Here is a 20,264-nt window from a genome sequence, read left to right as displayed (position 1 = left end):
CTTTCCAACTAACCAACCAAAATTTAATTACCTTCTGCTTCTATTATTTGAAGCCATCTGATTCTTATTGCGATCTTTACTGTATGTACGATTATTTACTTGCTTTGGTTTTCTACTAGCTACATTCTGTTTAAACTCAGGTCTTGCTGAATTCCCTCCAGTTTGAGTCCTAGGCTTTGAAACTGCTGGGCTTTTAGATCTAGGAGAATTCATTTGAGAATTAGTTCTAGGTCTTACAGTATTAGTAACGGTTCTAGGCTTTGGTGCAACCTGATTGTTAGATCTGGGTGAGTTATTGCTTGAACCTTTATATGGTCTTACTGTATTAGTTGCTGTTCTAGGCTTTGGTGCTACCTGATTATTAGATCTAGGTGAATTAGCTTGAGAACCAGTACGTGGCCTTACCGTATTGTTCGTATTTCTAGGCTGAGCAGCAACTTGATTTCCTGATCTAGGTTTTGCAGTTCCAACATCTCTTCTTGGAGTATTGTTTGCACGAGTAGGTCTTGTGGCCAACTCAGTTCTTCTTTTAATTGTATTACCTCGTCTTGTTGCAACAGCAGTAGAACGTCTGTAATTGTTTGTATAAGGTCTGTTGTAATTATATCTAATAGGCGTGTAATATTGTCTATAAGGTCTGTGGTAAACAACACAGTGGTTGTAGGCTGGAACCCGGTAATATCCATGCCAAGGTCTGTAAACGTAGTACGGATTAAACGCATTGATATATCCCGTATAATAAGCATATCTTCTATAAGAGTTATAGTGAATATAAAGCCCTCCAATTCGCGATACGTTTCCAAAACTGTTATAATTAATAAACACATTTCCAATTTGATTTACACGACCATAATAATCGTAATAAACTGGTACGTGTTCCACTTGAATAATGGCTCCGAATTCATCGTATTGTAAAAACGGATTGTAATTGTATCCAGAGTTAAAACTGATACTTATTCCAGGACTATAAACACTTATATTTGGTCCGTATGATGGCATATAAAAATCGAACTGTCCATCTGGGAATATGGAGAACTCAACTCCATTTTCAACAAATATGAAAGAATTACCATAACCTCTCAAAGCTGTTGTATTATCAATAGAACTTGGTTTGTTGGTAGTTGTTGCGCTAACAGTTAGCCCGCTCAGGACTAAAGCTGTTATTAAAAACATAAATTTTTTCATAATTGTTAGATTTAAAATGAAACGTGTCAAGTATAAAACAAACAACATGCCAAAATCGGATTTTTAGAACTGTCTAGGTGTAAAGTCTTGTTAATAAGTGTCTTAAAATTTGTTTTATTTAAAAATTATAACTCTTAACAATCGCATATCTATTAAATTATTTTTAAATAAGTAATAAATACTCTCTTTTTTATACATTTATAGAACCAATTTTAAAAGTAATGTCAACCAACCAAACTATTTGCAAAAATTGTGAAAACTCTTTTGATAGCGATTTTAAATTCTGTCCTCATTGTGGTCAGAAAGACAAAGATGAGTTAACTTTAGGTGTCTTATTTTATAATACAATAAGTAATTACTTTTCTTTTGATGCGCGTTTTTTTAAAAGTTTTATTCCTTTATTAATAAAACCCGGGTATTTAGCAAGGAAGTTTATAGAAGGTAAACGTTTATTATATTTACATCCAGCACAGATGTATCTGTTTGTTGCTATTGTTTTTTTCTTTTTATTTTCGTTTAAAGCCAATGAACAAGCAAGTGATATGGATAAAGGTCTTGCTAGTGCTTTTGAAGAACATGTTGATATAAATTCGCTTTCAGAAGAAGAAGTTTTAGCTTTAAAACTAAAAGATTCCTTAGATAGAGAAGAAGCGAGGATTGCTCTTAAAAAAACGGCTGTATTTTCTGGAATGACCGAAAAGCAAATAGACTCATTAGTTTCAGATAAAAATTTTAATTCTAAAAAAAATGACATTAGTTTTGCTGGTACAAAAGTAGATTCCTTAATAAAAATAAACGCTCCAGATAAAGAGATTTTAACTTCCATGGGTTTGGAAGAAACCGATAGTGCGTTTAAAAAACGTTTATATGCACAAGCTTTGAAGTTTCTGAAGTCCAAACAGGGAGGAAGTATTCTACAAACTTTTTATGATACCGTACCCATTGCCATGTTCTTTGTTTTGCCACTATTTGCTTTATTATTAAAGCTATTTTATAGAAAAAGTGGGCGCTATGCACATCATCTGGTGTTTAGCTTTTACTTTTTTGCATTTATATTTACTGTATTTAGTTTAATTGTTGGGATAAATCTAATTGTAGATATTCCTGATTGGATAGATACAATAATCGTATTATCCATATTTATATATCTATTTATTGCCCTTAAACGTTTTTACAAACAAAGTTGGTTAAAAAGCTATTTTAAATGTAGCCTGATAACACTTTTGTTTTTTCCTATAGTTAGCTTAGTTGCTGTAGGAGTGGCATTTTTCGCCTTTATGTTTTATTAGAGTTTTTCTTTTAAATATGAACCGGTAATAGATTTTTTATTGGCAACAATTTCTTCAGGTGTTCCTGAAGCCACTAAGTGACCACCATATTCACCACCTTCAGGACCTAAATCGATAATATAGTCGGCACATTTTATCAATTCCAAATTGTGTTCTACCACTAAAATTGAATGTCCTTTCTCTATTAAGGCATTAAAAGATTTTAAGAGTTTTTGAATGTCGTGAAAATGTAATCCCGTTGTTGGTTCATCAAAAATAAACAAAGTATTATCGCTCTTGCTTCCTTTTCCTAGAAATGATGCTAATTTTATACGTTGTGCTTCTCCACCCGAAAGGGTAGATGAGCTTTGACCTAAGGTAACATAACCTAAACCTACATCTTGTAATGGTTGTAATTTGCCTTTAATCTTATTTTGCTCAGACTTTTCAAAAAAGCTAATGGCATCATCAATGGTCAGATTTAGAATGTCGTCAATATTTTTCTCATTAAAAGTAACTTCCAGAACTTCTTTTTTAAAGCGTTTTCCATTACAGGTTTCACAGGTTAAATGTACATCTGCCATGAATTGCATTTCGATGGTTACTTCGCCTTCACCTTTACAGGTTTCACAACGTCCACCATCCACATTAAAAGAAAAATGCTTGGGTTGATAGTTTCTAATCTTACTCAATTTCTGACTGGCATATAAGGCACGAATATCGTCGTAGGCCTTTATATATGTAACTGGATTGGAACGAGACGAACGACCGATAGGGTTTTGATCTACAAACTCAATCTGTTTAATATTACTAAAGTTTCCAGTTAATTCTGAAAACTGCCCGGGTTTATCTCCAAAATCTGTGAGTTGTTTTTGAAGTGCTGGATATAGTATTTTCTTAACTAAAGTACTTTTTCCACTTCCGGAAACTCCAGTAATAACTGTAAGCATTCCAAGCGGAATGGTAACATCTATATTTTTTAAGTTGTTCTCTCTAGCGCCAAGAATATTTACTTGATATTTAGAAGTTCTTCGTTTTTCAGGAACTTTTATCTCAAGTTTGCCATTTAAATACTGAGCAGTTAAAGAGTTTGAAGCTAGAATATCTTTAAATGTTCCGGTGGCAACAACTTCGCCACCAAGAGTTCCTGCTTCCGGGCCAATATCAATAACCTCGTCGGCTTCTTTCATAATATCTTCGTCGTGCTCCACCACAATCACCGTATTGCCTAAGTCTCTAAGAGATTTTAATACGCCAATCAACCTTTCGGTGTCTTTTGGATGCAAACCAATACTAGGTTCGTCTAGAATATACATAGAGCCAACCAAACTACTTCCAAGAGAAGTTGCTAGGTTAATTCTCTGACTTTCACCTCCAGAAAGTGTGTTTGATTTTCGGTTTAAAGTCAGATAATTTAAACCTACATTTTCTAAAAATAACAAACGGTTGTTTATTTCTTTAAGTAGACGGTTTGCAATTTTTAGATCGTATTTGTTTAATTCTAAATTTTTAAAAAAAGCAGATAATTTATCTAAGGGCAAATCTACTAAATCGGTAATGGTAGCATCGGCAATCTTTATATAGTCTGCTTCTGGCCTTAAACGTTTTCCTCCACATGCCTTACATTTGGTTTTTCCTCTGTAACGAGAAAGCATCACACGGTTTTGTATTTTATACGCTTTGGATTCTAATTCGGCGAAAAAAGAATTCAAACCTTCAAAGTACTTATTGCCATCCCAAATAAGTTGCTTTTGCGCATTACTTAATTGAAAAAAGGGTTTGTGAATGGGAAAATCGAATTTATGCGAGTTGTTTACCAATTGATCTCGATACCAACTCATACTTTCGCCTCGCCAGGCAAAAATGGCATTTTCATAAACAGATAAAGCCGTATTTGGAATAACTAAATCTTCATCTATACCAATAATATCTCCATAACCTTCACATTTTGGACAGGCGCCATACGGATTATTAAAACTGAATAAATGTACATTAGGTTCCAAGAAGTCCATGCCATCCAATTCAAATTTATTGCTAAAAGATCTTTGCTTATTATCTTTTAAAGACTCTACATAACATTCGCCTTTCCCTTCAAAAAATGAAGTTTGAATAGCATCTGCCAAACGGTTATAAAAATCTTCTTCGTTTTTAGTAATTATTCTATCAACCACTAAATAAACCGGTTCAGTTATAGAAATGCTTTTTACTTCTTCAATTCTTTGAACCTTATCATCAACTTTAATTCTGGCATAACCCTGTTGCTGAAGGACTTTTAGTTTATCCTCCATAGTTCGACCTTCTTCTAAATAAATAGGAGCGAGGAGTAGGAGTTTTTCACCCTCATCAAAGGTTTTAATATAATTTAGAACATCTGCAACCGTATCTTTTTTAACTTCATTTCCAGATTTTGGAGAATAGGTTTTTCCAATTCTAGCAAATAATAGTTTTAAATAATCATATATTTCTGTAGAAGTTCCAACTGTAGAGCGCGGATTGGTAGAGTTTACCTTTTGCTCAATAGCAATTGCAGGAGCAATACCTTTTATGTATTCAACCTTAGGTTTGTTGAGTCTTCCTAAGAACTGTCTGGCGTAACTAGACAAACTTTCCACGTATCTACGTTGTCCTTCGGCATAAAGTGTATCGAAAGCTAAACTAGATTTCCCAGAGCCCGATAAACCTGTAATAACTACTAATTTATTTCTGGGAATTACAACATCAATATGTTTTAAATTGTGCAAGCTAGCACCTTTAATAATGATGTTTTCTTTCGGATTTACTTCGGAAATGTTACGTTTCATAAATTATATAGGCGATAATTTTGCAAAGATACTATAAGTAAATCAGCCTAAAAAATGGAATGTTATCGAATATTTTTTTATAAAAAATAAAACTTTATTTGCTATTTATACAAGAATGTTATTATATTTGGAACTTACTAATCTTAAAATCACTCGTCTAGCCTATAGCATAATATTACTTTAAAAAGTTATTTAACCCCAAAAAACATAGAGACTTCTTTATGTTTAAAGTAATAATTATGCGAAACGAACTTATCACAGATGCTACGCTAGTTTGCAACTACATTAATGGTGATGAACCTGCTTTAGAGGTTTTAATTATCAGGCACAAACAACGAATTTACAGTTTTATTTATTCCAAAGTCTATGATAAAGATGTGGCTGAAGACATTTTTCAAGACACGTTTATCAAAGTTATTAAAACCTTAAAAAGAGGTAAATATAACGAGGAAGGTAAATTTTTACCTTGGGTTATGCGTATAGCTCATAATTTGGTTATCGATCACTTTAGAAAGAATACTCGTATGCCTAAATTTAGTAATACAGGAGATTTTAATATATTTTCTGTACTAAGTGATAGTACTTTAGATGCAGAAAAAAGCATTATAAAAGAGCAGGTAGAGTCTGATATTAGAAAGGTTATTGAAGAATTACCAGAAGACCAAAAAGAAGTATTAATGATGCGTATGTACAGAGATATGAGCTTTAAAGAAATATCTGATAATACAGGAGTAAGTATCAATACGGCCTTAGGCAGAATGCGTTATGCTTTAATTAATATGAGAAAGATAATTGATAAACATAATATTATTTTAACTAATTAAACAATAAAAATAGATTTGCTTCGTTTAGATTGTAAATAAACCCATAAAACATTTTTAATGGCAAAACTTTACTCTCAAAAAAATCCCCAAAAGCAAATTGATTTGAACCCAAAAGACGAAACCATACAGTTTCTTCTTGATTATTCGAAGGCTTTAAGTGTTATAAATTGTAATAAGATGAAGTTTGAAGCGCTTCTCAACTAAACTTTGAAAAAGTCCTAATTAGTCGTTAGGACTTTTTTGTTTTTAGAAGCTTTAGGTTTTTATTCAGGTTTGTACTGAGGGTGTGCTTTCAACACACTTTTTCTTCCAATGGTTTTAGTAATGATGTCTTTATCTAAATCCCAGCCTCTTGCTGGAGAATATTCACGTCCATACCAAATAATTTGTAGATGTAAATCGTTCCAAATTTCTTTAGGGAATAAGCGTTTAGCATCTTTTTCTGTTTGAACCACATTTTTCCCATTTGTAAATCCCCAACGATACATCAATCTATGTATATGTGTATCTACTGGAAATGCAGGTATTCCAAAAGCTTGCGATAAGACCACAGCTGCCGTTTTATGTCCTACAGCTGGTAATTCTTCTAATTCTTTATAAGTTTTAGGTACTTGACCATTGTGTTTGTCAATTAATATGTGCGACAGACCATGAATCCCTTTACTTTTCATAGGAGATAGACCTACGGGTCTAATTATGTCCCTGATTTCTTCTACGCTTAGTTTAACCATATCGTACGGATTATCTGCTTTTGCAAATAATTTTGGAGTAATTTGATTCACGCGAACATCTGTGCTCTGTGCAGACATTAAAACCGCAATTAATAAGGTGTAAGGATCTTTATGATTTAAAGGTACAGGTATGGTTGGATATAGCTCCTTTAACGTTTTTATAACGAATTCTACCTTTTCTTGCTTAGACATAAGTTGTATTTTTACAAAAATTGAATTAAAACAAAGATACTATGACAAATTTAAAACCAGGAGATAAAGCACCAGATTTTACAGCAAAAGATCAAGATGGAAATAGCATTTCTTTAAAAGATTTTCAAGGAAAAAAACTAGTATTGTTCTTTTATCCAAAAGCCAGTACGCCAGGATGTACTGCTGAAGCTTGTAATTTAAGTGATAATTACTCTAGATTTCAAAAAGCAGGTTACGAGATTCTAGGAGTAAGTGCAGATAGCGAAAAAAGGCAGAGTAATTTTAAAAATAAATATAATTTCCAGTATCCTTTATTAGCAGATGAAGATAAAAAAGTGATTGAAGCATTTGGTGTTTGGGGACCAAAAAAATTTATGGGAAGAGAATACGAAGGTATTCATAGAACTACTTTTGTAATAGATGAAAACGGTATTGTTGAAGATGTTATTTTAAAGGTAAAAACAAAAGAGCATACAGCACAGATATTGAAATAAAATATAAAATGTCATTCAGAAGGAAGTAAGATTTAAAAACCTTAATTACTTATGAGGTTCATCGTTTCATTCTGAATGACATATAGTGTTTAGTTTTTATTCATTTCTAAAGGTCTCTTCAGTTTCGCAACCAAACAAGCTTTTCTCTTTAATTAACTTAGAAACTCCTTCTGGTAGCATAGTTTCCCAACCTTCATCCCCATCTGATATCTTTTTGAGCACATTTCGTGAAAATACATTTAAAATGCTGCTATCGTAATCTGTAATATCCACAACTTTTCCATTGTATTTAAAGAATTTATACAACTCTTTCATTCGTGGATGCACTTTTAAGTTTTCACTGGTTATCAACTCGCCATTCTCATCCTCCATTGGATATAAGTAAACACGTAAATCTTTAAAGAATAACTTGCCGAAAGCTTCTAGAATTCCACCACTTAGATGACGATAATATTTCTCATCAAAAATATCTATTAGATTATTAACTCCCATGGACAAGCCCATTCTACTCTTAGTATATTGAGAGAAGTATTCAACTAATTTATAGTATTCTTGAAAGTTTGAAATTAATACAGTTTGCCCTAAAGAACAAAGTAATTTGGCTCTGTCCATAAAATCTTGTTCGTCAATTTCTCCTTCAGCACGTAAATTGGAGAGAGTAATTTCAAAAACCACTTGAGTTTTATCAACATCAACTTTATTCTCTTTAATAAACATGTCGTAAGATCTTTGATACATATCCATGTTTACTTTAGTTACAGGTCTAAAGCTACCACGTAAGGCTAAAATATTTTTCTTATATAAAACTTTTGCAGGAAGAACATTATTCCCATCAGGAGCAAACATTACGGCATCTGTCATTCCATTTTTGACCAATTGTAGACTCATTAAACGGTTATCAACGTCTTCGAAAATAGGTCCAGAAAAGTTAATGGTATCTATTTCTAATTGATCTTTATCTAAATGGTCGTATAAATAACGAAGTAATTTTTTAGGTTCATTATATTTATAGTAGGCGCCATAAATTAAGTTGGTCCCTAAAGTCCCTAAAGTTTCTTGCTGTAAGCGAGCATCGTTTTCTTTAAAACGAAGGTGTAATGTAATTTCGTTATATTCTTGATAAGGTTCCACTTGATATCTAATTCCAACCCAACCATGTCCTTTGTACTGTTTAGCAAAATCTATGGTGGTTACAGTATTGGCATAGGAAAAGAATAATTTATTTGGATGCTTATCTCTTATTAATCGTTGTTCTATAAGATTAATTTCATGATCTAACATTTTATGTAAACGCGCTTCAGTTACATAGCGTCCATCTTCCTCTATACCATAAATGGCATCACTAAAATCCTTGTCGTAAGCAGACATGGCTTTTGCAATTGTTCCAGACGCACCACCAGCTCTAAAAAACTGCCTTACAGTTTCCTGTCCGGCACCAATTTCAGCAAAAGTTCCATAAATATGTTCATTTAGATTTATACGAAGTGCTTTGGTTTTTATTGAAGGTATTTCGTTAAATTCTTTATCGCCTTTTAAGCTAATTTCCATTCTTAGTTTGGATTAAATCTTAATCACAAAGGTATTGAATTACCGTGTTAAACAAAAAAATAACCTTATTTTTGTTTCAAAATATATCTCATTGAAAATAACATTTTTGGGCACGGGAACATCTCAAGGAATTCCAGTTATTGGTAGTACGCATCCTGTTTGCCTTAGCGCTAATTTTAAAGATAAACGTCTCAGGGTTTCCGTTCTCATCGAGTGGGATTCTTTTGCATATGTAATTGATTGTGGACCAGATTTCAGACAGCAAATGCTTAGTAATTCTTGCACTAAAATAGATGGTATTTTATTTACTCACGAACATGCAGACCATACAGCAGGTTTGGACGATATTAGACCGTTTTTTTTTAGACAGGGAGACATTCCTGTTTATGCGCATAAGCGTGTAATAGATGAGCTTACCAGAAGATTTGATTATATTTTTAAAACTGAAAATAAATATCCAGGTGCACCAGGAGTTCTTTTAAATGAGGTTAAAAATGAGCCATTTTCACTAGCTAATTTGAAAGTAACACCTATAGATGGTATGCATTATAATCTTCAGGTTTTTGGGTATAGATTTGATAAGTTTGCCTATTTAACAGATATGAAAACTGTTGCAGATGAAGAAATCAAAAAATTACAGAATTTGGATGTACTTGTTATTAATGCCTTGAGGCAAGAGCCACATGCTACACATTTTAATTTAGAAGAAGCTTTGAATTTTATAAAAAAAGTAAACCCTAAAAAAGCTTATTTAACACATATTAGTCATTTAATGGGATTTCATGACGATGTTCAACAAACCTTACCAGAAAACGTTTTTTTGGCTTACGATAACTTACAAATTACTATATAATGAAGACTAAAATATTTATGTACTTGTTTATTTTTACACTTTTACTTGTTGTTTTTCAATATGTAAATTCTAAAAATATTCTAGATGCTTATAATGTGAAATACGAAAGAATTTTAGGACAAAAGGAAAGCTATAAGGATACTATTTCTGAGTTAAGAGATCAAGTTTTAACATTATCTGAATTTAAATTAGACCAAACTGAAGCAGCTATGTCTTATTTTGAAGAACAAGGTTACAATGTGGCTGAATTAATTCCATTTATTAAAGATGAAATTTACGAGTTAAATTTATTAAAAACTGAAGAACACCCTCTTATTCCTTATGCATCAATGACTGAGGGTAAGATGTTGATTAATTCCATTAGAATTTTAAATCACAAATGGATTATTACCAATTTTTCTGATGGAAAATATTGGGGAGAATTATTACTATATTATGAAATTACTGAAAATGATGAGTTAAAGTTTAAGTTAATCGATTCGTTTTTGTATCAAACGCAATAAAAGGTTATATTTTATCGAGGAGCCATTTTCTAAATTCATAAAAATTCTGAGGAGCAACACCATGTCCTACAGGAAATTCTGAATATTGATGCTCTATATTTAAAGCTTCTAAAAACTTAGGTGCTTTTCTTGCCCATTCTACAGGTAATACTTGATCTACATTACCATGAGAGCAATAAAAGCTTAAATGTGAATAGTCTTTTTTAGACATGTCTTTTGGAATAATATTCTCATTGATATAACCACTTAAAGCAATAACTTGATTTATTTTTTCAGGATAAGTTAATGCTACAGCATAGCTTAAAATTGTACCCTGACTAAAACCTAGAATAGTAACATTATCCTTGTTTACTGGATATTTGCTGCATGCTTCATCTATAAAATCAGCTATTAAATCTCTAGATATTTTTGCTTGCTCATCGTCGCTCCATTTGTTTTGCTCTGCATCAAAATTAATAGCATACCAGGCATTTCCATAGGGTTGGAGCTGATAAGGTGCTTTTAACGAAATGATAAACAATTCTTCAGGTAATTCGGAAGCAAAGGAAAACAAGTCGTTTTCATCGCTACCATAACCATGACACAAAATTAATAATGGGGCATTTTCCTTTAAAGTAGATGGTCTTGTAATGTATGATAAGCTCAAAATATAATTATTTAATTAATGTTTCTAAACCACTCTTGGAACTTTTCTCCAATAACAGGAATAGGTCTTGCTTCTCCTTTTGCAGCATAAAAAATTCCAAATAGCCAGCAAACAAAAGTAATTATCCAAAAGCTAGTTCCTAACCAACTATTTACATATTCTTCAACTAAATTTGAAAAAAGTAGCATTAGGATTAAACCCAGCATTTGTCTTACATGAAAAAAAGTAAATGTATTCTTTTTTTCTAGATTCATTATTATAGCTATTATTAATCCAATAAAAGTTAAATAACTAACAATAGCCAACGTTTTTCCTTCTTGAATGGTTTGATTTGACATAGATTTAATTTAAAACAAGTTTATTATTAGCAACAATACCATATACTTCACCTTTGGTTTCGCAATCCAGGAAAATGGCATTCTTGGAGGTGGATTTAATATCATCTTTCGAAAATTTCTGATTTCCATTAGGATTAAATAAAGTCAAATCTGCTTTATTTCCAATGGCTATCACTTGAGAAGGTATTCCAAATCTGCTTTTTCCTTTGGTTAAATAATCGATTGTTTTTTTCGTACTAAAACGGTTGTTTAAAATTCCGAAAGCAGATTCTAGGCCAATGGTTCCGTATTTAGCTAAATCGAATTCAATTTTTTTGTGTTCGATATCTATAGGATTGTGATCACTGGTAATCATATCAATCGTACCGTCTTTTAAACCATCAATTAAAGCATTGATATCTTCTTGAGTTCTTAAAGGAGGTAATACTTTGAAATTGGTGTTAAATGTGGTTAGAGTTTCGTCCGTTAATACAAGATTATGAATAGCAATACTACAACTAACATCGAGTTTTTTCTGTTTTGCCTCTCGAATGAGTTCTACAGATTTTGCTGTGGAAATAGTTGGAATATGAAGTTTTCCTTCAGTATATTCTAATATAAATAAGTCTCTTACAATTTGTAGTTCTTCAGCCATATTCGGATTTCCTTTTAAACCAATGGAAGTACTTGTAAGTTGTTCGTTCATAACTCCTTTTCCTGAAATCTTGTTTTCTTGTGGAAATGAAAGTACCAAACCATCAAAATTGCTAGCATATTGCAAAGAAATTTTTAGCAAATTAGGATTTTCAATAGGTTTTTTATAATCGCCAAAAGCGATAGCTCCTGCATTTTTCATATCGAATAATTCAGCTAAATCAATCCCCTTGCTTTCTTTGGTTAAAGCCCCAATTGGATAAAGGTTTACAGCATGTTTTCTAGCTTTATTTTTTATAAATGAAACATCGGAATTACAATCTATTACTGGATTGGTGTTTGGATTTAAAGCAACAGAAGTAAATCCTGACCAAGCGGCTGTATTTAAACCATTTTCCAGGGTTTCTCTTTCTTCAAAACCAGGTTCTCCAAAACTCACACTACTATCAAACCAACCTTGAGACACATGAAGGTTAACTAAATCTATTTCCTTGACGTTCTTACTATTCTTAATGGATTTTGATATTTTAGAAATCACACCATTTTCAATTAGGATATCGACTGTCTGATTATGGAAATCGCTTTTAGAGTCAATAATTGTGGCAGATTTTAAGAGTACGTTCATTTAAAGTATTTTAAGATGAGCATTTCAATAGCTAAAAAGCCTAATGCAAAAATAACAAACCATTTCCATAGCTCGTTAATTTTTGAGTCACTTTTTAACGTATCAAATAAATTTGAAACAGATTGTGCCACATGGATGTTTTTAATGGCAGACAGGTCTTGGTATTGCAAGATGCTTTCGTCTCTTTTATAGTTAAAACTAATATTTTCTATAAGCTCAGTTTTGTTGTTAACATGGTATGTTCCAGCACGGGTAGGTGTTTCAGTTGTTGTAACTTGTACTTTATTGTTGAAATATTGTTGTTGAGGAATCATGCTTTCTTCACCTAAAGACAAAGTTAAAATATCGTCTTGTTGAAGTGTTACAGAAATATCAAAGGTGTTTTCTTCACCAATAGTATAATATAAATTAGAAGTTTTTAAACTCTGTTTTCCAATATTATAGAACGTAGGTACAATTAATGGCGAATTTTTAAAGTTTGAATTTTCAGTTTTTAAAGACGCTGAAAACACATAGACCTGTCCACTTTTACTTAAAAAGGCTTTACCATCTTCAAATTTTAGAGGTGTAGTAGAATTTTGAGAAAGCACTGGGTAGTAACTTTCAGCTTTAGGATACTGGAAATTGGATACCTGCTTGTTAAATACATCTTTATATAAAGGGTGCGAATAATTGATAGTTGTAATACGTTTTTCCGAAGTATTGAGCTTATCAAAACGCATGTTATATGGCAATAAAAAATTATTATAATTCTGCAAATTGCTTTTTACTGAAGGAATAATCACAATAAAACCTCCTTTTTCTGAAAAAGCTTTTAACGCAGTACTTAAAGAATTAGGTATGTCTTCTAACTCGTTTAAAACAATGAGATTTTGATTTTCAATGTCGCTATAATTTAAATTAGATAAAGCTTCAGAGGTGAAAAAGAATTCTTCCTCGGTAAAAATTCGCTTTAAAAACCTGTCATCATTTTCATTAATAACAAGTACTTTCGTTTTATTAGGTTTGTTGATGTTAAAGTATAGCGTGTTGTCAAAATTTAAGTTATCATCATCAATTACAATCTCTCCAATAATCTTTTCTTCGTTATTTATTGTAAAATTTGCAGGTGTATCTTTCTCAACATCTATGACTGTTTTTGCAATTAAGTTGTCGTTACTAAATAATGAAACTGGTACGTTTTCAATAGCAGTTCCTTGATTAGAAATTATTGCTGTAAGTTCTATGTTTAAAGGTGTTTTGTTTGAAACATATAAACTGTCTACTGAAAAATTATTAGTATTTACAGGCTTTAATTGTACCGCATGAATACTCATTAAAGAGTCTAAAATAGGATTAAATCTGGTTTCTTTTGTTTGAAAATCTGATATCAAAATCAGTTGCTTTAGGTGTCCAGAATTGTTATTAAACAAGTTCTTGGCTTTTAATAAAAGAGCATCGTAGTTTAACTGGTTTGAGGTGTAATCTAGTTGTAGGAGTTCGTTTTTAATAGCTCCTATAGTTGTATTTTTAAAGGTATGATTATTAGTAAAAAGAGTCAACTCTTCTGTTTCATTTACGTTTTTTATAACATCTTGAACAGCTCTTTTTAAAAGTTCACCTTCTTGACCATTAGCTTGCATACTAAAGGAGTTGTCTAAATAAATAACCGATTCTTTTTTAGTGTTTAACTTATTTGTCTTAGACGTAAAAGGTTGAGCAAAAGCAATAATTAAAGCTGCTAAAAGCAACATTCTAGTGCATAAAATCAGCCATTTTTTAAGTTGGGAACTTTTTCGAGTCTGAGAGGTAACTTTCTTTAAAAATGCTACATTAGTAAAACTTTGCTTTTTAAACTTTCTAAGCTGAAATAAATGAATAAGGATTGGGATAAGCAACGCAAGTAAAGCGTAAAGAAGTTCGGGATGTTTAAACTGCATTCCTTGTTAGTTTAATTACAAAAATAAGGTTTACTCTGAAATAGAAAACCTTTTAACAACAAATTAAATTATTTAGTTATCAAATCACTAAATTCTTTAAAAAAATCTAGATTTAAAATTTTGTGTTTAACTTTTATAAGATAACCTCATTATATCATAAAAAATTTAACAAAAGAAAAAATAATCTGTCGTTGCTATTTTATTCTTGTTCTCAAAGAAGGATCTAATCGTTTTTTGAGATTGTTTATTGGCAACAGTAATAATACATTGGGTTTGTTTCAATTCGGTTAAATAAGTATAACTATATAATTCCTGCCCGTAAATGTGTTTTCCAATTTTCTTTGGGTTATTACAAATCCAGATAAAATCTACCTGACGTTCAATTAATAGTTTTGCTATTGTTTTTCCTTTAAAACCAGCTCCCCAAATAACTAATTGTTTTGAAGTATCGAAATCCAATTCCAGAAAATATTTCAGCTTTATTTCTAAAAAGTAGTTTTGTGCGTAATGTTCGTGGGTTCTGGAAGTTCTTGTACTATAGTCTCGCCAATGATGTAAAACTTGGTTACATGGTATTACTTTTAATTGCTGTTTGTAGAATCTAAAGGCTAAATCGTAATCTTCAGGATAATCGTTTGGGTTAAAAGCATCGGCAGCAAATAAATCATTCTTATGTACCATCCAACACGGAGAAGGGATGACACATTCTTTATATATTTCAGAATAGTTATTTCCGGTTCGAGTAAGTTGATTTAACCATGTTTCGTAATTTCTATATCCATCATTAATTCCGTCTTCACTAAAATAAGAGACTAAGCCAGTTGCTAGATGTTTCTTTCCATGTTTTTGTAAATTATTCAGAAGTGCTTCTAGTTTATTAGGCGTCATTATATCATCACTATCCATTCTAGTTATATAGATGCCGGAACTTTTTTTTAAAGCAAATCTCAGAGCTTCGATAATCCCTTCACCTGGATTTTTAAAAAGCTTAATCCTCTTGTCATGTTTGGTAAACTCATGGACTATCTGGTAGCTATTATCTGTAGAACTATCATCGATAATAAGTAATTCCCAATTTGTATAGGTCTGATTTTGTATAGATTCTATACAATCATATAAAAACTTGTTTGTGTTTTTAAAAGGAGTTAAGATGCTTATTAATGGGTTTTGCATAAGGCGAAGATAATATTAAAGTTCTAAGTGTCTAATGTATTAGATTTTAACAAAAACTTAAGGCATATATATGTAACACATTGTATTTTTGGTCGTCATACCTACAACTATTATTAAAACCATTAAACTATTAAAATGAAAAAATTATTAACCATTTTTAGCATCAGTTTTTTACTTGTTGCTTGTGGTACATCGACAAAAACTTCTGCCGATTTAGCAGTAAGTACACCCATTGTAACAACTATTAATTTAACAAAAGTATCTAACGATCAGGTTCCGGTAGTTATTAATCCTGGAAGATTTACAGCTGAAACAGTTACTTATAGATTACCTAAAGTAGTTCAAGGAACTTATTCTGTGAGCGATTTTGGAAAATATGTGGAAGATTTAAAAGCCTTTGATTACGAAGGTAACGAACTTTCTGTAAGTAAAATCGACACAAACTCATGGACTATTAGCAATGCAACAGCACTTGACTATATTACATATATGGTGAACGATACTTTCGACGTTGAAGAAACCGGAGGTATTGGTGGAGATACGCCTTTTTCGCCAGCAGGAACAAATATTGAACCAGATAACTATGTTTTAAACTTACACGGATTTATTGGGTATTTCGATTCTTTAAAAAACAACCAATATACTTTAGATGTTACGGCTCCAGCAGATTTTATAAGAACTTCTGCTTTACAAAATGTAGCTGAAAAAATGAGTGAAGATGGAAAAACGGTCACTACAAGTTATTTTGCACCTAGATATTTTGATATTACAGATAACCCAATGATGTATGGAAATCTGGATGTAGAAGAATTTGAAGTAGGAGGTATAAAAATTGTTTTAAGTATATATTCTCCAAACCAAGTACATACAGCAAAAGCTATTGGAGAGACTATGAAAACCATGATGGAAGCTCAAAAAGCATATTTAGGAGATATTAACAGCACACCTAGATATGATATTTACTTGTATTTATCTCGTGGAGATGCCAAATCACCTAAAGGTTTTGGCGCTCTAGAACATCACACATCTACAGTTGTAGTAATGCCAGAAGCGATCCCGTTTGAAGCTTTAGCAGAGAGTATGATTGATGTGGTTTCACATGAGTTCTTTCATATTGTAACACCTTTAAGCGTACATTCTGAAGACGTACACTATTTCGATTATAACAATCCAACATTTTCTAAGCATTTATGGATGTACGAAGGGGTAACCGAATATTTTGCGACTTTATTTCAAGTCGATCAGAATTTAATTTCTGAAGACGAGTTTTATGCGAAGATTACTGAAAAAATTCAAACAGCTTCAGGAATGAACGATGCCATGAGTTTTACTATTATGAGTGAAAACGTTTTAGATGAACCTTATGCAAGTCAGTATTACAACGTTTACCAAAAAGGTGCTTTAATTGGAATGTGTATCGATATATTAATGCGTGAGGAAAGTAATGGAAACAGAGGAATTCTTTCATTAATGAAGCAACTTTCTCAAAAATATGGAGAAAACAAACCGTTTGAAGATGACAAGTTAATTGATGAAATTACTGAAATGACTTATCCTTCAATAGGAGAGTTTTTACAAACTCATGTTGTTGGAGATGTTCCAATTAATTACAATAAATTCTTTGAAAAAGTAGGCCTTGAAATGGGAGAGAGCAGAGTAGAAACGAATCTGTTACAAAACAGTGGTGCTCTAATTTTTGGAGCAAATCAGGCTGATGGAAGTATTTATTTTAATGGCTTAGTAAGTCAGAATAGTTTTTGGCATGACAATGGAGTAAAACCAAACGATGTTATTAAAGCTGTAAATGGCGAAGAAGTTAATATCATGAGTGCTAACTCAATTTTCCAAAAAGTATTTATGTGGGAGCCAGGTCAAGAAATTGAAGTAAAAGTAAATAGAGATGGCGAAGAGGTTGTTATTAAAGCAACGGTTGAAACATCTTATACTTTAGGAAAAACTTTAGTTGAAAACCCTAAGGCAAACGAAACTCAAAAATCAATACGTAAAGCTTGGTTAAAAGGCTAGATATTGTTGATCGTTGATTTACGATTTAGAAATTAAAAAAGCACCAAATGATTCATTTTCATTCGGTGCTTTTTTTATGCTTTTATTACAACCAAAACAGGTTGCATTTTGATTATATCACAATTAACAACTAATACTTAGCAGCTTTACCTTTAGAGTCTGAATCTTTTATAAACTGTCTAATATCTTCTGTTGCTGTTTTTAAGTCGTCTTTTCTTAAATACATCATATGGCCACTTCTATAGGCCTTAAAAGAAAACCGATTTTTCATTTTTCCACTCGGATCCATTTGTCCTACGGTATATTTTGCAGCAAAATAAGTAGTTGCTCCATCGTAATAACCAGATTGCACCAATACTTTTAAATATGGATTTTGAGCCAAAGCTAAACGCAAACCTTCACGCGTATTATCATTTTGTCTGTCCCATGGATGGACATCGCCAAACATATTGTATTTAATGTCTGTTTTAAATTTAAGCTCTTCACGAAGATAATAATTGATTGCAGGTGTAAAAGAGTGCAGCCAAGACGTTAATTCCGAATTAAAATCTGGAGAGTTTCCTGCTGTCATTTTATCAATTCCTAAATAGCGAGAATCCAACCTACCAATAGTGAATCCTTCATCACGTAACAATTCTTTCCAGAAAAAACTGGTTGGAACATTTAAATTATGATCCAAAATGGTTTTCTTATCCAAGCCGGAATACAGACTCATTTTTTCGGCTACACTTTCTTTTTCTTCAGCTGAAATAAAACCACCCTTTGCAATAGCTGGCATTAAATTATTAATGGCATAACTTTCAACTTCTGGTAAAATCTCTAATAAATCTTTTTGTTGTAATGAGCTAGGAAGTGCCTTTTGATGCCAAGCTGCTGCCGTAAAATATGGCAAGTTTAAGGCAGAATATATGGGCTGATTGGTTGAATATATTTTATAATCGGCTGGCGATACTAAAATCACTCCATTTAAGTACATCCATTGTTTGTTCTGTAATTCTTTTGCCAAGCCCATCACTCTTGGACCTCCATAGCTTTCGCCAATTAAATATTTTGGAGATTCCCAACGGTTATTTCTAGAAACAAAATTGTTCATCCATTCAGCCAGATATTTAATATCAGCATTAATTCCGAAGAATGTTTTTCTATCTGGTAATTTTCCTTCTTTATCTGCAACCATTCTTGAATATCCCGTATTTACAGGATCTATAAAAACAATATCTGCTACATCTAAAATAGAGTGCGGATTATCTTTTACGCCGTAGGGTTGAATTGGGTAACCTTCTTCATCAATATTCAATACTACAGGACCTGTGTAGGCAATATGCATCCATGCAGATGCTGAACCAGGACCACCATTGAATGAAAAAATAATGGGACGTTTTTCCTTATCGCTATTACTTTTTTTATAATACGTATAAAATAAAGTCGCAATTGGTTCGCCTTTTTTGTTCCATACAGGTTGTGTCCCAGCCGTGGCTTGATAAGACAGGTTTTGTCCGTTAATAGCTACTGTATGATTGGTAACAACCGTAGTGTCTAATGGAATTTTAATGGCTTGCGAAAAAAGCAAACTCGTTGAAAATGTAGCAAGTAGTAAAAAGAGGTGTTTCATAATAATTATTTAAAAGCTTAAAGATAAATTGTTTTATTGTAAGTCATTTTTATAAATTGTTAAAATCCTTCGAAAACACCCAAGCCAAAGAGTGCAAAATCGTATTTTACAGGGTCGTTGGAATCTAGTTTTCGCAGGGCTTTGTCTAGCTCGGCTAAGGCTTTTGCATCGTTTTGTTTGCGTTTTAATAAACCTAGTTTTCGTGCTATGTTTCCAGAATGTACATCTAGAGGACAGGATAATTTTGAAGGAGAAATACCCTTCCAAATCCCAAAATCTACGCCCGTATTATCCGAGCGAACCATCCATCTTAAATACATATTAATTCTTTTAGCAGCCGAGTTCTTTAACGGATCACTTACATGTTTTTGAGTTCTTGGTAAATGCTCAATTTCGAAAAACACCTTTTTAAAATGATGAATGGAATTTTGTAACGAATCTGTTTCACTTGAAAAAATAGCCTCCAAACCCTCATGATTTTTGTAAATATGCTGTAAAGCCTTTATAAAAGTGATAAAATCTGTGCCATTAAACGTTCTATGTACAAATGGGAGCAAAGCTTCTAAATCCTGTTCTTGGTGATTTATTACAAATTCATACGGCGAATGATCTAGTAGTTCCATCATTTTACTAGCATTGTTTATAATGCTTTTTCTATTTCCCCAGGCAATGGTTGCACTGAGAAAGCCTGCAATTTCAATATCTTCTTTTTTACTAAAAAGATGTGGAATTTGAATGGGATCGCTTTCAATAAAATCTGGTCGATTATATTGAATGACCTTGGCATCTAAAAATTCTTTTAATTCTGTTTTGTTCAATGTTTTTGGTATTATAATCCATAAAAATATGAATCAATTTTTAGAAATATGAGGAATCTCGTTCTAATTATTCATT

The 20,264-nt window shown here is 32.0% G+C and carries 18 protein-coding genes; 7 read left to right on the top strand and 11 right to left on the bottom strand.

The features are described 5' to 3' along the window. Positions 1-27: 27 nt before the first annotated feature. Positions 28-1,185, bottom strand: a complete 1,158-nt coding sequence (locus tag OS191_RS02755) for a hypothetical protein (RefSeq protein WP_267154182.1) — start codon at positions 1,183-1,185, stop codon at positions 28-30. Between the two features lie 221 nt (positions 1,186-1,406). Between OS191_RS02755 and OS191_RS02750 the strand changes: the two genes are divergently transcribed. Continuing rightward, a complete protein-coding gene (locus OS191_RS02750) occupies positions 1,407-2,474 on the top strand; it encodes a DUF3667 domain-containing protein (RefSeq protein ID WP_267154181.1) in 1,068 nt (355 codons plus the stop codon). Here the strand turns inward: OS191_RS02750 and uvrA are convergent. Beyond that, entirely contained in the window at positions 2,471-5,254 is a 2,784-nt protein-coding gene (gene uvrA, locus OS191_RS02745) for an excinuclease ABC subunit UvrA (RefSeq protein WP_267154180.1), read from the bottom strand. The two genes, OS191_RS02750 and uvrA, sit on opposite strands and share 4 nt — an antisense overlap. 239 nt (positions 5,255-5,493) lie before the next feature. On the opposite strand from uvrA, the gene OS191_RS02740 reads away from it, so the two are divergent. After that, on the top strand, positions 5,494-6,078 hold the full coding sequence (locus OS191_RS02740) for an RNA polymerase sigma factor (protein ID WP_267154179.1): 585 nt from the start codon (positions 5,494-5,496) through the stop codon (positions 6,076-6,078). Positions 6,079-6,135: 57 nt separating this feature from the next. After that, positions 6,136-6,282 carry a hypothetical protein gene (locus tag OS191_RS02735; protein ID WP_267154178.1) on the top strand — a complete coding sequence of 49 codons (147 nt, stop codon included), beginning with the start codon at positions 6,136-6,138 and terminating at the stop codon, positions 6,280-6,282. 59 nt (positions 6,283-6,341) lie between these two features. On the opposite strand, the gene OS191_RS02730 is transcribed toward OS191_RS02735, so the two are convergent. Next, a complete protein-coding gene (locus OS191_RS02730; RefSeq protein ID WP_267154177.1) occupies positions 6,342-7,001 on the bottom strand; it encodes an endonuclease III domain-containing protein in 660 nt (219 codons plus the stop codon). Between the two features lie 41 nt (positions 7,002-7,042). Here OS191_RS02730 and bcp point away from each other — a divergent pair, with 41 nt between their 5' ends. Continuing rightward, positions 7,043-7,495 (top strand): thioredoxin-dependent thiol peroxidase, encoded by a 453-nt coding sequence (bcp, locus tag OS191_RS02725; RefSeq protein ID WP_267154176.1) that lies wholly within the window; start codon positions 7,043-7,045, stop codon positions 7,493-7,495. Between the two features lie 96 nt (positions 7,496-7,591). Here the strand turns inward: bcp and OS191_RS02720 are convergent, their stop codons facing one another. After that, positions 7,592-9,043 carry a TonB-dependent receptor gene (locus tag OS191_RS02720; protein ID WP_267154175.1) on the bottom strand — a complete coding sequence of 484 codons (1,452 nt, stop codon included), beginning with the start codon at positions 9,041-9,043 and terminating at the stop codon, positions 7,592-7,594. Between the two features lie 91 nt (positions 9,044-9,134). On the opposite strand from OS191_RS02720, the gene OS191_RS02715 reads away from it, so the two are divergent. Both OS191_RS02715 and OS191_RS02710 read left to right on the top strand, forming a co-directional pair. After that, positions 9,135-9,896 carry an MBL fold metallo-hydrolase gene (locus OS191_RS02715; RefSeq protein ID WP_267154174.1) on the top strand — a complete coding sequence of 254 codons (762 nt, stop codon included), beginning with the start codon at positions 9,135-9,137 and terminating at the stop codon, positions 9,894-9,896. Beyond that, positions 9,896-10,399: a hydrolase gene (locus tag OS191_RS02710; RefSeq protein WP_267154173.1), complete on the top strand. Its 504-nt coding sequence runs from the start codon at positions 9,896-9,898 to the stop codon at positions 10,397-10,399. Before OS191_RS02715 ends, OS191_RS02710 begins: the two co-directional genes overlap by 1 nt. A 4-nt stretch (positions 10,400-10,403) precedes the next feature. Here the strand turns inward: OS191_RS02710 and OS191_RS02705 are convergent, their stop codons facing one another. From OS191_RS02705 to OS191_RS02685, 5 genes are all read right to left on the bottom strand, one after another. Next, the gene (locus tag OS191_RS02705; RefSeq protein ID WP_267154172.1) at positions 10,404-11,045 is read right to left on the bottom strand and encodes an alpha/beta hydrolase; all 642 of its coding nucleotides are present in this window, start codon (positions 11,043-11,045) and stop codon (positions 10,404-10,406) included. Between the two features lie 11 nt (positions 11,046-11,056). Then, entirely contained in the window at positions 11,057-11,383 is a 327-nt protein-coding gene (locus OS191_RS02700; RefSeq protein WP_267154171.1) for a DUF4870 domain-containing protein, read from the bottom strand. 4 nt (positions 11,384-11,387) lie between these two features. Then, positions 11,388-12,641 (bottom strand): dihydroorotase, encoded by a 1,254-nt coding sequence (locus OS191_RS02695; protein ID WP_267154170.1) that lies wholly within the window; start codon positions 12,639-12,641, stop codon positions 11,388-11,390. Continuing rightward, on the bottom strand, positions 12,638-14,560 hold the full coding sequence (locus tag OS191_RS02690; RefSeq protein ID WP_267154169.1) for a vWA domain-containing protein: 1,923 nt from the start codon (positions 14,558-14,560) through the stop codon (positions 12,638-12,640). Before OS191_RS02690 ends, OS191_RS02695 begins: the two co-directional genes overlap by 4 nt. A gap of 165 nt (positions 14,561-14,725) precedes the next feature. Further along, positions 14,726-15,733 carry a glycosyltransferase family 2 protein gene (locus OS191_RS02685; protein ID WP_267154168.1) on the bottom strand — a complete coding sequence of 336 codons (1,008 nt, stop codon included), beginning with the start codon at positions 15,731-15,733 and terminating at the stop codon, positions 14,726-14,728. A 135-nt stretch (positions 15,734-15,868) separates the two neighbouring features. Here OS191_RS02685 and OS191_RS02680 point away from each other — a divergent pair, with 135 nt between their 5' ends. Then, on the top strand, positions 15,869-17,758 hold the full coding sequence (locus OS191_RS02680) for a M61 family metallopeptidase (RefSeq protein WP_267154167.1): 1,890 nt from the start codon (positions 15,869-15,871) through the stop codon (positions 17,756-17,758). 130 nt (positions 17,759-17,888) lie between these two features. Here OS191_RS02680 and OS191_RS02675 read toward each other — a convergent pair whose 3' ends face one another. Further along, a complete protein-coding gene (locus OS191_RS02675) occupies positions 17,889-19,370 on the bottom strand; it encodes a S10 family peptidase (protein ID WP_267154166.1) in 1,482 nt (493 codons plus the stop codon). Positions 19,371-19,429: 59 nt separating this feature from the next. After that, entirely contained in the window at positions 19,430-20,188 is a 759-nt protein-coding gene (locus tag OS191_RS02670) for a TIGR02757 family protein (RefSeq protein WP_267154165.1), read from the bottom strand. Positions 20,189-20,264 lie beyond the last annotated feature (76 nt).

This window comes from Xanthomarina sp. F2636L, assembly GCF_026410195.1.
Lineage (GTDB): Bacteria > Bacteroidota > Bacteroidia > Flavobacteriales > Flavobacteriaceae > Xanthomarina.
The sequence above is the reverse complement of the archived record's forward strand: the minus strand, read 5'-3'. Positions and strand labels throughout refer to the sequence as shown.

Excerpts from the sequence above, each read along its gene's own strand:
- OS191_RS02755 (WP_267154182.1), bottom strand. The coding sequence starts at position 1,185 with ATGAAAAAATTTATGTTTTTAATAACAGCTTTAGTCCTGAGCGGGCTA.
- OS191_RS02750 (WP_267154181.1), top strand. The coding sequence starts at position 1,407 with ATGTCAACCAACCAAACTATTTGCAAAAATTGTGAAAACTCTTTTGAT.
- uvrA (WP_267154180.1), bottom strand. The coding sequence starts at position 5,254 with ATGAAACGTAACATTTCCGAAGTAAATCCGAAAGAAAACATCATTATT.
- OS191_RS02740 (WP_267154179.1), top strand. The coding sequence starts at position 5,494 with ATGCGAAACGAACTTATCACAGATGCTACGCTAGTTTGCAACTACATT.
- OS191_RS02735 (WP_267154178.1), top strand. The coding sequence starts at position 6,136 with ATGGCAAAACTTTACTCTCAAAAAAATCCCCAAAAGCAAATTGATTTG.
- OS191_RS02730 (WP_267154177.1), bottom strand. The coding sequence starts at position 7,001 with ATGTCTAAGCAAGAAAAGGTAGAATTCGTTATAAAAACGTTAAAGGAG.
- bcp (WP_267154176.1), top strand. The coding sequence starts at position 7,043 with ATGACAAATTTAAAACCAGGAGATAAAGCACCAGATTTTACAGCAAAA.
- OS191_RS02720 (WP_267154175.1), bottom strand. The coding sequence starts at position 9,043 with ATGGAAATTAGCTTAAAAGGCGATAAAGAATTTAACGAAATACCTTCA.
- OS191_RS02710 (WP_267154173.1), top strand. The coding sequence starts at position 9,896 with ATGAAGACTAAAATATTTATGTACTTGTTTATTTTTACACTTTTACTT.
- OS191_RS02700 (WP_267154171.1), bottom strand. The coding sequence starts at position 11,383 with ATGTCAAATCAAACCATTCAAGAAGGAAAAACGTTGGCTATTGTTAGT.
- OS191_RS02695 (WP_267154170.1), bottom strand. The coding sequence starts at position 12,641 with ATGAACGTACTCTTAAAATCTGCCACAATTATTGACTCTAAAAGCGAT.
- OS191_RS02690 (WP_267154169.1), bottom strand. The coding sequence starts at position 14,560 with ATGCAGTTTAAACATCCCGAACTTCTTTACGCTTTACTTGCGTTGCTT.
- OS191_RS02685 (WP_267154168.1), bottom strand. The coding sequence starts at position 15,733 with ATGCAAAACCCATTAATAAGCATCTTAACTCCTTTTAAAAACACAAAC.
- OS191_RS02680 (WP_267154167.1), top strand. The coding sequence starts at position 15,869 with ATGAAAAAATTATTAACCATTTTTAGCATCAGTTTTTTACTTGTTGCT.
- OS191_RS02675 (WP_267154166.1), bottom strand. The coding sequence starts at position 19,370 with ATGAAACACCTCTTTTTACTACTTGCTACATTTTCAACGAGTTTGCTT.